10 protein-coding genes are annotated in these 12,438 nt (G+C 51.3%); all 10 read right to left on the minus strand.

Features of this window, described 5'->3' with window-relative positions:
• Positions 1 to 134: 134 nt before the first annotated feature.
• Positions 135 to 1,517: an argininosuccinate lyase gene (gene argH, locus ACI6NM_RS07590; RefSeq protein WP_262426796.1), complete on the minus strand. Its 1,383-nt coding sequence runs from the start codon at positions 1,515 to 1,517 to the stop codon at positions 135 to 137.
• A 10-nt stretch (positions 1,518 to 1,527) separates the two neighbouring features.
• A complete protein-coding gene (locus ACI6NM_RS07595; RefSeq protein WP_262426797.1) occupies positions 1,528 to 2,781 on the minus strand; it encodes an argininosuccinate synthase in 1,254 nt (417 codons plus the stop codon).
• 320 nt (positions 2,782 to 3,101) lie between these two features.
• Complete coding sequence (locus ACI6NM_RS07600; protein WP_158359235.1) at positions 3,102 to 4,406, minus strand: CapA family protein; 1,305 nt, start codon at positions 4,404 to 4,406, stop codon at positions 3,102 to 3,104.
• 20 nt (positions 4,407 to 4,426) lie between these two features.
• Complete coding sequence (locus tag ACI6NM_RS07605) at positions 4,427 to 5,371, minus strand: ABC transporter ATP-binding protein (protein ID WP_022274715.1); 945 nt, start codon at positions 5,369 to 5,371, stop codon at positions 4,427 to 4,429.
• Between the two features lies 1 nt (position 5,372).
• Positions 5,373 to 6,410 carry an ABC transporter ATP-binding protein gene (locus tag ACI6NM_RS07610; protein WP_022274716.1) on the minus strand — a complete coding sequence of 346 codons (1,038 nt, stop codon included), beginning with the start codon at positions 6,408 to 6,410 and terminating at the stop codon, positions 5,373 to 5,375.
• A 10-nt stretch (positions 6,411 to 6,420) separates the two neighbouring features.
• Complete coding sequence (locus ACI6NM_RS07615) at positions 6,421 to 7,578, minus strand: ABC transporter permease (protein ID WP_022274717.1); 1,158 nt, start codon at positions 7,576 to 7,578, stop codon at positions 6,421 to 6,423.
• Complete coding sequence (locus ACI6NM_RS07620; protein WP_022274718.1) at positions 7,578 to 8,528, minus strand: ABC transporter permease; 951 nt, start codon at positions 8,526 to 8,528, stop codon at positions 7,578 to 7,580. The genes ACI6NM_RS07615 and ACI6NM_RS07620 overlap by 1 nt, the downstream gene beginning before the upstream one ends.
• A 192-nt stretch (positions 8,529 to 8,720) precedes the next feature.
• Positions 8,721 to 10,565 (minus strand): peptide ABC transporter substrate-binding protein, encoded by a 1,845-nt coding sequence (locus ACI6NM_RS07625; protein WP_262426798.1) that lies wholly within the window; start codon positions 10,563 to 10,565, stop codon positions 8,721 to 8,723.
• Positions 10,562 to 10,951, minus strand: coding sequence for a hypothetical protein (locus tag ACI6NM_RS07630; protein WP_337810994.1), 390 nt, complete (start codon positions 10,949 to 10,951; stop codon positions 10,562 to 10,564). The genes ACI6NM_RS07625 and ACI6NM_RS07630 overlap by 4 nt, the downstream gene beginning before the upstream one ends.
• A gap of 4 nt (positions 10,952 to 10,955) precedes the next feature.
• Positions 10,956 to 12,392 carry a serine hydrolase domain-containing protein gene (locus ACI6NM_RS07635; protein WP_262426799.1) on the minus strand — a complete coding sequence of 479 codons (1,437 nt, stop codon included), beginning with the start codon at positions 12,390 to 12,392 and terminating at the stop codon, positions 10,956 to 10,958.
• Positions 12,393 to 12,438 lie beyond the last annotated feature (46 nt).

A 12,438-nucleotide genomic window follows, 5' to 3' on the forward strand; every position in this document is an offset into this window, starting at 1 on the left:
GCTTTTTCCTTTACATCTCATACATCGTATAGAAATTTTCATTCCTGTCTTCCAGAGCTGCATCGGACAGGTCCCCAAAAAAACATTTCCCGCCCTGTGTGCCAGACAGGGCGGGATCTTTGTTTTATTTCTTATTATTTTCTTTGCTCCAGGAACCGACGGATCACGCCGATCTGCCGCTCCACCTCACTGGGAGCCGGGCCTCCGGTGACGCATCTCCCGGCCACACACGTCCCCAGGTCGATGGCCCTATAAATATCCGCATCAAAATGCTCCGAATACTCTTTATACTCTTCCAGGGTCAGATCTGCCAGGGACTTGTCTTCCTTTACGCACTGGGCCACCAGCTGGCCAACGGTCCTGTATGCGTCCCGGAAGGGCATCCCCTTTTTCGTGAGATAATCTGCACAGTCGGTGGCATTGATAAAGCCCTTTAATGCCGCTTTTTTCATATTATCCTTCAGGATCTCCATGGTGGAAAACATGGGCGTCAGTACCTTCAGACACTGCTTTGCCGTATCAATGGCATCGAAAACAGCTTCCTTATCCTCCTGCAGATCCTTATTATAGGCAAGAGGGATCCCCTTTAGCATGGTCAAAAGCGTCATCAGATCTCCGTATACCCGCCCAGTCTTGCCACGGATCAGCTCACAGACATCGGGATTTTTCTTCTGGGGCATGATGGAGGAGCCGGTGGAAAAGGCATCGTCCAGCTCCACAAACTTAAATTCCCAGGAGCACCAGGCAATGATCTCCTCCGACAGCCGGGAAATATGCATCATTAAGATCGACAGCGCACTGGTCAGCTCAATGCAGTAATCCCGGTCCGAGACTCCGTCCAGGGAATTGTCCGTCACCCGGGAAAAGCCCAGCTGCTGCCTCACAAAATCCCGGTCAATGGGATAGGTCGTGGATGCCAGTGCGCCGGATCCCAGGGGCATATCGTCCATCCCCTCCAGGCAGTTTTCCAGACGGACCACATCCCGCTTCATCATATTGGCATAGGCCATCATATAATGGCCGAAGGTCACCGGCTGGGCTCTCTGTAAATGGGTGTAGCCAGGCATGACCGTCTCCAGGTTTTCTTCCGCACTTGCACACAGAGCCTCCATAAACTCCAGGACCAGAGCCTTGATGGCCAGGATCTCTTTTTTCACATAAAGCCGCAGATCCAGAGCCACCTGATCATTCCTTGACCTGGCCGTATGAAGCCGTTTTCCCGCATCCCCGATCCGCTCCGTGAGGATCTGCTCGATATTCATATGGACATCCTCGTATTCCTCCGAAAACTGGAGCTTCCCGCTCTCAAGATCCGAAAGGATCCCCTTCAGACCTTCTATGATCTTTTCAGTCTCTCCGTTTTCAATGATCCCCTGTTTCCCCAGCATGGCCGCATGGGCCATGGACCCGGTGATATCTTCCTTATATAAACGGCTGTCAAATGAAATAGACGAATTGAAATCATTGACAGTGCTGTCTGTTTCTTTTCCAAACCGTGCTGCCCATAACTTTGCCATAGGTTCTCCTTTATTCTACCGATGGGAAATGCGTTCCCGTTTTCTCTGCCAACGCCTCATCATTCATGGCGCGTACCTTGATGGGGAGTCCGAAAAGACTGATAAATCCGGCGGAATCGCCCTGCTCATAGCAGTCGTCCTCGTCAAAGGTTGCCATTTCCGAAGAATAGAGGCTGTACGGGGATGTCACAGACGCCGGGATGATATTTCCTTTATAGAGTTTCAGCTTCACATCTCCGGTGACCGTCTCCTGGGTGGAATCCACAAAAGCGCTCATGGCCTTCCGCAGGGGCGTATACCACTGTCCATTGTATACAAGCTCCGCGAACTTCAGCGCCAGCTGCTGTTTATAGTGCTGGGTCTCCTTATCCAAAGTGATCTCCTCCAGCTTTTCATGGGCCTTATAAAGGATGGTCCCCCCTGGAGTCTCATAAACTCCGCGGCTCTTCATTCCCACAAGGCGGTTTTCCACCACGTCCAGCAGTCCGCAGCCGTTTTCCCCACCGAGCTTGTTGAGGGTCTGGATCACCGTCTCACAGTCCATCGCCTCACCATTTACGCTGGTGGGAACTCCCTTTTCAAAATGGATGGTCACATATGCGGGCTGATCCGGCGCCTGCTCCGGAGATACGCCCAGCTCCAGAAAACCAGGCTTATTCACAGGCGCTTCGTTGGCCGGATCCTCCAGATCCAGGCCCTCGTGGGACAGATGCCACAAATTCTTATCCTTAGAATAATTGGTCTCTTTCGTGATCTTCAGGGGGATATTGTGGGCCTCTGCATAGGCGATCTCCTTCTCTCTGGAGTTCAGCTCCCAGAAACGCCAGGGAGCGATCACATCCATCTGAGGGGCAAATGCCTTGATGGCCAGCTCAAAGCGTACCTGATCGTTTCCCTTTCCCGTACAGCCATGACAGATGGCGTCGGCTCCCTCCTTCTTCGCGATCTCAACAATACGCTTTGCGATCAGCGGACGGGCAAAGGAGGTCCCCAGCAGGTAATTCTCATAGGCGGCTCCGGCCTTTACTGTGGGAATGATATACTCCTCCACAAATTCCTTCTTCAGATCCTCGATATACAGCTTGGAAGCGCCTGTTTTTAAGGCCTTTTCCTCCAGGCCGTCCAGCTCCGTTCCCTGTCCCACATCCCCGGAAACAGCAATGACCTCACATCCATACGTTTCCTTCAGCCACGGGATCAGCACGGAAGTATCCAGTCCGCCGGAATATGCAAGCACGATCTTCTTATATTTTTTCTCTGCCATCTTCTTTCCCTCCATAATTATTCATAGCATGTTTCATTGGATGCCGGCGGCATACGTCTTCCTCCGCCGCCAGTGACCTTGGTTTTCTCTACATGTAAATTAACATGATTATATCCTACATGGAATCGGATTGCAAGAATTTTTTGTATATTTATTAGTTATAAGTGCATAATATTCCGTTATATGCATCAGCCTGCGGAACTGCGGGGGTATTTTTCCATGCAAAAAGGAACTGCCGCAAAAGAGTCGCTTCTAAGCTTCTCTTTTGCAGCAGTCCCTCTTATGTACCTAAATTTTTCCGTTTTCAGCCAGCGCCGTCCTTACAGATCGATATAGCCGACGCCGTTCTCGATGCGGATCTTCGTCCCGTAGGGCTCACTGAGCTGCTGGAGATATCTTAAGGTCTCCTCGCTTCCGGACATTCTGGGAAGTCCTTTGTGGGGACGCTTATCGTGGAGCCCCAGGGTGATGGGATACAGCTGTACCTGGGTGATCTTTCCGTCCTCCATATCCCAGGCAGCCATGACAGCTCTCCAGATGTTCTCCAGAACGCCGTAGCCCACGGTCCCGTTTTTGCTGCGGTTATCCATGTAGCTTCCCACCTTTGTATCCAGGGGCATCTTCCGGTTGATGTAGGCGTCATAGGGCTGAAGGCTCACGGTCTCCGTCTCAAACAGGAAGTTTCCCAGGCTGTACAGGATCAGACCGCCCTTGTAGATCTCAATGCCGCGCAGCTCGTGAGGGCCGTGGCCGATCACAGCATGAGCCCCGGCGTCGATGCAGGCCCTGGAAAAGGTCTCCAGGAACATGGCCGGAACGGTGGTGTCCTCGCCGTCGGTCTCATGGCCGTGGAAGCTGACAAATACCACGTCCGCCTGTTTTCTGGCTTCTGCGATCTCATCGGTGATCCGCTTCATGTCCTCCTGGTTGGGAATGCTCTCGATCCAGTTCTTCTCGTCCAGAATGAACATTCCGGCGTTTCCAAAGGGAAGGACCCCCGGCTCCAGCGGGTTAAAATATCCGTTGCGGATCTCAAATTCCATTTCTGCATTGACCTTCGTTACCTTCACCAGCTCCTGGGCCATCTCATAATGGGCCGGATCCACATGGTATCTGGTGGAGGAACGTAAGGGATTCAGTCCCGGACGTCCGATCATCTGATGGGACTGGCCGCCGGCCCTGGAAGCCGCGCTGAAGGTGGAGGATACGCTGATCAGCGCCACTCTTCCCTTTCTGGTCTCCAGATAGCAGGCCTTGGAGGCATCTCCCAGATTTTTTCCCGTGCCTGAAAACACCATATCCCTCTCGTTCAGATGGCGGATGGTGGCCATGACGCCCTCCTGGCCGTAATCACCGGAATGGTTGTTGGCCGTGTTGTAGAGGTTGAAGCCGAATCTCTGGATATCGTCCAGAGCGCCCGGCTCCATCATGGCCCAGGTGCCTCCGCTTTCTGCCGCCGGATATCCCTCCTGGTCATGGAAGGTCATTTCCAGGTTGGAAAACTTCACATCATGCTCCATGATGCAGTCCCGGACCTCCTCGAACCCCTCGTAACCGTCTTTTGCGATCCGGCGGGTGATGAACATGTCGCCGGTGGCAATGGTCTTCAATACATTTTTTCCCATTTTCTTTCTGCTCCTGTCTCTTATAATTCCTTCCTGTACTGTTCCATCTCGGAATCAGAAGCATACACAAAGTGACCCGGCCGGATCTCCTGGAAACTGGGCTGTTCCTTTGAGTAATCATGCATGGAAGGATCATAGTAAAGCCTCTGCTTGTCCTTCTCCCGGTCAGGATCCGGCTGGGGAATGGCTGACAGCAGGGACTTGGTGTAGGGATGCACCGGATGGGCATACAGCTCATCCGCGTCCGCCAGCTCCACCATGGTCCCAAAATGCATCACCCCGATCCGGTCAGAGAAATACTTTACTACTGCAAGATTATGGGCAATGAACAGAATTGTCAAGTCCATTTCTTTTTTTATGTCCATTAACAGGTTAATGACCTGGGCCTGGATGGACACGTCCAGAGCCGAAACCGGCTCATCGGCGATGATCACCGACGGCTTTACCACCAGGGAACGGGCAATGCCGATCCTCTGCCTCTGGCCGCCGGAGAACTCATGGGGGTAACGGGAGCCGTGCTCAGGAAGCAGTCCCACCTTATTTAATATAGAAGAAACACTTTTCCGGATCAGCTCCTTATCCTTTTCTCCTCTGGTCTTTAGGCCCTCGGCAATGATCTCCTCCACCGTCATACGGGGATTCAGGGAGGAGACCGGATCCTGGAAGATCATGGACAGGTTTCTTGTGACATAGTCCCGGTCCGCCTTTGAAAGCTTTCCGGAAATATTTTTCCCATTGAACAGGATCTCACCGGAGGTGGGATTGTAAAGGCGGATCAGAGTACGGCCCAGGGTCGTTTTTCCGCAGCCGCTCTCGCCCACCAGGCCGAAGTTTTCGCCCTTATAAATATCGAAGGTCACATTGTTTAAGGCCTTTACGGTCTTTTTCTTTCCGGCGGGGAATTCCATACAGAGATTTTTGATCTCCAGGATCTTCTCCCGTTCCTTCTGTGCGTTCTGTTCCATCCTATACGCCCTCCTTCCTGTTCATACGTGCGATCCGGTGCTGAAGCGCTTCCGGCATTTCCACCTTGGGTGCATTGGGATGCAGAAGCCAGGTGGCGGCGTAATGGGTGTCGCTCAGCTTGAAGAACGGCGGCTCCTCCTCAAAATCCACCTGCATAGCATACTGGTTCCGCTCGGCAAAGGCATCGCCCTTGGGCGGGAAGATCATGTTGGGCGGCGTTCCCGGAATGGAGAACAGCCGCTCCTTTGTCTCCAGATCCGGCATGGAAGAAAGCAGGGCCCAGGTGTAGGGGTGGGCCGGGCTGTAAAAGATCTCCCTGGCTGTTCCCACCTCTACGATCTTTCCGGCATACATCACGCAGATCCGGTCCGCCATATTGGCTACAACGCCCAGATCATGGGTAATGAAGATCACGGAGAGCTTCTGTTTTCTTTTGATCTCCTTGATCTCGTCCAGGATCTTCGCCTGGATGGTCACGTCCAGAGCCGTGGTGGGCTCGTCACAGATCATGATCCTGGCATTGCTGGCCAGGGCAATGGCGATGACGATACGCTGGCGCATACCGCCGGAGAACTGGAAAGGATACTGCTCGAACCGCTCCTCCGGCCTGGGGATCCCCACCATTTCCATCAGCTCGATGGCGCGCTTTTTAGCCTGCTCCTTTGTCATGTGCTCTCTTAAGACCAGGGCCTCGGTGATCTGCTTTCCGATCTTCATGATAGGATTCAGCGCAGAAAGCGGATCCTGGAAGATCAGGGAGATCTCCTTTCCGCGGATCTTATAAAAGTCTTTTTCCTTATATTTTGTCAGATCGTCTCCCTTATAAAGGATCTCCCCCTCCTCAATGATGGAGTTTTTGGGAAGGATCCCTAAGATCGCCTTGGTGGTCACGGATTTTCCGGAACCCGACTCGCCTACGATGGCCAGAGTCTCGCCCTCAAACAGCTTAAAGTCAATGCCGCGGACGGCCTGGACCTTTCCGTTATAGGTACGGAAGGAGACTCTCAAATTATTTACCTCTAAGATTGGATCTTTCATCTTCTTCCTCCTATTCTGCTCCTCTTAATGTGGGGTCAAAGGCATCCCGCAGGCCGTTTCCGAACAGGTTGAAGGAGATCATCAGAAGAGAGATGATGATCGCCGGGAAAACCACCTGGCTGGGATACTGTAAAAGCACCTTCTGCCCTCTGGATAACATAACGCCGATGGATGGCTCCGGAGCCTGGAGGCCCAGTCCGATGTACGCCAGGAAGGACTCGGAGAAGATGGCAGTTGGGATGGCGATCATGGAGCTGGTGATGATGGGGCCGATGGAGTTGGGAAGAATATGACGGAAGATCAGCGCCATATCCTTAACGCCCAGGGTCCTGGCCGCCAGTACGTACTCACGCCCCTTGAACCGGTAGAACTGGGAGCGGACCATACGGGCCGTGCTCACCCAGTCCTTGATGACTAAGGACATGATGATGGAGAACATTCCCGTACCAAACACCATGATGAACAGGGTCACCACAACGATCCTGGGGAAGGCGTTGATGATCTCTGTGATACGCATCATCACCATGTCCACCTTTCCGCCGTAATAACCGGAAATGGAGCCGTAAACCACGCCGATGAACACGTTGCAGCATACCGACACCACTGCGATGATCAGGGATACCCGGGCGCCTCTCCACATACGGGTCCAGATATCGCGGCCCAGGTAGTCGCTTCCGAACCAGAAGCACTGCTCGTCGCTGAGCCCTTTATACTTATAATAGTCCACGACCACGTCCACGATCCGCTCCCCGTTGACCAGTCTGGGGTTGATGACCTCCAGGATACAGCCCTCCGGATACTTTTCCGGATCGTTTAAGTTGTCGTATTTCCGGTTTTCCATGGTATAGCCGCCGTCAAAGAAGCCCAGGTTCATTTTTGCGATAAAGGGCACCTTGGGAGGCATGTTGGTCAGCTCTGTGTGCTGCTCATCGTAGGTGTACTCATTCATGCCCGGACCGAACACGGCAAAAAACGAAATGATCAGAATGATGACCGCCGCGATCACAGACGCCTTATTTTTTACAAACCGCAGCCATACGTCCATGAAGAATCCAATGGGCTTTGTCTTAAATTCCACATCATGGATCTTCTCATCTCTCTGTACCAGACGGAACAAGTCTTTGGATACTGCGTCATACTTTGCTTTGTTATCTTCATACAATACCATTACTTCTTCCCTCCCATTCTGACTCTCGGGTCAATGATGCCGTAGGAAATATCTACGATAAGGACTGTGATCAGCGAGATCATGGAGTAGAACACCAGGATCGCCACGGTCAGCATGTGGTCGCTGGCGTTGATGGAGTCTACCATCATACCTCCCATTCCAGGAACAGAGAAAATATTTTCTACGACCAGTGAACCGCCTAAAACATTGGCAAACATCGGAATGATAATATTGGCCAGCGGCACCATGGAGTTTCTGAGGCCATGGCGGATTGTGCTCTGTGCATACGTTAAGCCCTTTGTTTTGGCAAGAAGCATAAACTCAGAGTTCATGGTTTCTGCCAGCTCCGCTCTTAAATAACGGGCAACACGGGCGATGGGGCTGAACATCAGCGCTAAAATAGGAAGGAACATGGAATGGAGTGCTGCCATTCCAGTGGCTGACGCATCGTATATGATCGGAAAAGCTCCTGCCTTATATCCCACAAAATACTGGAGGCATGTGGCAAATACGAATGAAGGCACTGAAATGAAGATAACCACCATAAATGATACAAAGTGGTCGATGATCGTATTTTTCTTTATTGCCGCCACGATTCCGGCTGCAAGTCCGATCGGTATGGCTGCAAACAGCGATATCAGATTGATCTGCAAGGTTACCGGGATCCGGTCCTTCATGACCTCAAATACTGGTACATTGGGACGCATTTTCATGGATGTGCCCCAGTCTCCATGGAGGAATACATTCTTCAGGAAATAGCCGTACTGCTTGATTATGGGCTCATCAAAATGATATTTTTCATTCAAAGTATCAATAACGGTCTGTGACAGATCTCCATCCTGATCGTACACGCTTCCCGGCATCAGGCGGACAACACAAAAGGCAATGGATACAATAATAAACAATGTGATAAATAACGCGATCACTCGGTCAATAATATATCGAAACACTGCCGATCCTCACTCCTTTCATCTATTTAATTCCTTCTTTTTCAGATGCTATATTTTTTCAATATCCGGCTTCTCGCACAGCTTAATCGCAAAAATTCTCAGAAGAATGACAAGCTGCTCCTTTTATGAAGCAGCCTGTCTGTGGTCTCGTCACTCTACTTCTGTCTTTTTCTATCATTGATCCATCCTGGATTACTCAATGATCTTGGAATAGTCCCAGGCAAAGCCGATCCGGTTTACATAACCGTTTGTGGAAAGCTGTAAGCGATCAGCCTTTAAATACTTATAAATGTCCTGTGTTACCGGAATAACATTGGCCGGCTCGATCAGTAAGCGTTCCATTTCCGCAACCTCTTTCAGACGAACACCTTCGTCAAAACGATCATCTGCGAAGTTCGCTGCGTTGAATACTTTATCAAACTCTTCATTGATAAACGGCTCGTTTTTGTTGGAGTAGAAGGACGTCCAGTACTTAAACGCGTTCCACGGTGCCAGATCATTGCCTACCCAGCCGCCCCAGCTTAACTCGTAAGAGGCCGGGTTGGTCTGCCATCCCCTCTTCACCTGGCTCAGCTGATTGGCCGGCATCGCCTGGAGCTTCAGTTCAAACCGGTCTGCGCCAAACAGCTTCGGCCAGCTCTGCTGGAGGAATTCTGACATCTGGGCCATTAACTCTGTGTCAGAGTAATGCATGGTCAGCGTCAGCTTGTCCAGGCCTTCCTCGGACATTGCCTCGTCAAACAGCTGTTTTGCCTTTTCAGGATCATATCCGTAGTTTTCTTTTCTGTTTGCTTTTCCTTCTTCGGTATCACGGAAGGTGATATTTTTGTTCAGATCCATCATATGGGTGGTGGGAACAATATACTCTGCCGGATCCTGTTTGGTCAGGCTCGCGAGATTTTCTCTGTCTACTCCGTAATAAAGGGCCTGTCTGAACTTTTCATTGGCTAAGATCGGTTTCTCCGGGTTGATGGTATTGACCACCACATGGCGCACAGAGTTATACGGAGCCAGAAGAACCCGCGGATCCTCTTCATACTTTAAGTAATTAGATGTGGAAAGCTGAACATAATCGATCTCGCCGTTTTCGAACAGCTGCATCTGTGTACTGCTGTCCTCAACAACCTTAATATTGATCCCTGCCAGCCAGATACGGTCCGCAAATGGATAATTGGGGTTTTTCTTAAAGGTGATCTCTGCGTCGTTGACCCAGTTCTCTACCAGGAACGGTCCGCAGGAAATATAATGTTCCTGGGATGTCCCGTACATGGTCTCCGTTCTATCTGCGTTCATCCCTTTTTCATAGTATTCTTCATTGATCATACAGTTGGCCGGATGTGCCAGATGGATCATGACCTCGGTTGGATTGTGCATGCTGACGGTATGTATTTCCAGCGTATGATCGTCGATCAGCTTCAGACCCACCTCATCCCAGGAGGCATTGCCCTGGAAATAGTCCATCGCCTTCACGATCTCAATGGCATCGTTGGCAAAGTTACTTGCCCTCAGATTCGCAAGCTTCGGATCCAGGATCATCTTCCAGGTATAATACACATCATTGGCATCCAGGGTATCTCCGTTTTCCCACACGCAGCCTTCCCGGACCTTGATCTGCCATACCTTTCCTTCCTCATCCATCTGGATTGGCTCCTCCGCTGCCAGCTCTCCCGCAATTTCACATGCAGTGTAATCCGCGCTGGGGAAATATCCGTATAAGGTCATAGAGGAACGCTTGATCTGGGTAGACGCATAGGACTGGGTATACGTCAGTGGGTTCAAAGAACCGATCTTCGCAGTGGACGCCTCCCGCAGGATCCCATAGCCTTCTGGTGAAGGCTTTTCACCATTGGGATCTGTCTTCGCCTCGCTGGATTCAGACGCCCCTGCCTCTGTCGTCCCATTATTGCGATCTGCCGATGCCGCTTCCGTAAACTCCAGGCTTCCGTCGGTCTTGTTCCCACCGGAACAGCCCGAGAGCGCCGCCGCCAGAGTGCTCACTGCCAGCATGGCTGCCAGCATTTTTTTCGTCTTTTTCATCGCTTTCTTCCTCCTTGATTATATGCCCAATATTGCGAGCGAGCAGATAAACATGCTGGCCGCCGCAATAAAAGATTCTGTATAGTTTCTTTCATACCGTCTTTTTCTACAAATTCGCCATAGCTTCCGAATGTCTTATCTGAAACTCCCGGATTGGTCCTTAAGCTTTTAAACCGCATGGCTCCATAAATGCAAAGATCGTAAAACCTCATATATCTTGCCCGGCGGAACAAACCCACGATCAGGAACACGATTCCAGAGAGAGCGCAGGCATCGGAGATCCCGATGAGATTCCACTGCCTGCGTATAACAAAAACAACTGCTGCCGCGACTGCAGCATAGACTAGATTTCTAATACAGCACTGGATCTGGTATTGCTTTCCCATTCCGTTATTCTCCTTCTTCCCGTTTCTCCTGCCGGCTTTTGGGGATCAGCCTGCTGCCATAAGCAATGGCGTAGATGCCCCGGCTCTCGTTCTGGATCAGGCGGATAAAAAGGTCCGAATATTGATTCCGGACGATGGCGGTTTTGGGACCTACCGGGATAATGGGGATCTCTTTTCCATTCTCTCTTGCCCCCAAACTCCCGTCCTTCTTCCTGTAAAGCTCCGCCTTTGTCCCTTCTCCGGAAATATACATTCCCTGGGCTTCCAGGATCGTCTCCTCATCCCAGGATGTTTCCTGCCATACGTCCCGGCGGTCCACCGGATTCCTCCCATTGTACATCCGCATCAGGGCGTCGGAGATCAGCCGTACCGGTACTCCTGAGGTATTGCAGAGAACGATGACTGCCGCCTCCACCTCATTGGACCAGGCGATATTGGAGGATACTCCCGGAAGGCTCCCTCCATGTTCCACCACCTTCAGATCGTCCAGACGTTTCATGGAAAGACCGTAGCCGTAATATCCAAACGCTCCATAATCCTGGCGGGGCCTGCACATCTCACGGATCCCTGTACTGCCCAGGATCCGGATCCCCTCCGGCGTTTTCCCTTCGTTCAGATACATTGCCAGATATTTTTTCAGATCGTTCAGAGTGGATTTCATGGCTCCGCCTCCGTTTAGTACAAAGGCATGATCATGGTAATCCCTGGAGGCTGTCATAACGCCGTTTACCTTTTTATATAGAGTGGCGGCATTGACATCCAGACTGGGCCGGACAAAATCACAGAAACTCCGCTTCATACCCAGAGGCTCAATGATATTCTTTAAAAGATATTCCGCATAAGAGGGTTCACCACCGTGCCTGCGGATGATATCCGAAAGCAGGCCATAACCGTCATTGCAGTAGCTTAAGTATTCGCCCGGCTCTCCGTTCAGGCCGCTTTCTTCTGTCTGGGCATCCAGCCGTTCTGCCACCCGGCGGACCCCTTCATCCGCCAGAGCGTCATTGTAGGCCAGATCTCCCACCGCCTTCTCATCCAGCCCCATCTCCGCAGCCACCTGATCCACCAGGATCCTGGGAAGAGGGAAAAAGCCGCCGCTGTGGGTTAAAAGATGTCGGATCGTCACGGTTTTCTGGTTTTTATTGGTAAATTCCGGAACATACCGGCTTACCGGGTCGTCCAGCTTAAGGATCCCCCGCTCCTCCATCTGCATAATGGCTAAAGCAGTGAAGGATTTGGTCACTGAAGCCAGTCCAAAGATCGTTTCCCCATCCAGCTCTTTCCGGGATTCCAGATCTCTCACTCCCCAGAATTTCTCGTACTGGGTCACACCATTTTTGTCGATTATGGCTGCTGCGATCCCGCAGGCCTCATAATCCTTCATAATGGATCTCACTAGATTTTCCGCCAGCAGGCGGTTGGTCTCCTTGATCCGTTTCAATTCCTCTCACCTCCATTATTGTGTTAATTTTCACAATTTTTATCGT

Source organism: Pilosibacter sp. YYHA0881, from assembly GCF_051602715.1.
GTDB classification, from domain to species: Bacteria; Bacillota; Clostridia; order Lachnospirales; family Lachnospiraceae; genus Alitiscatomonas; species Alitiscatomonas aceti.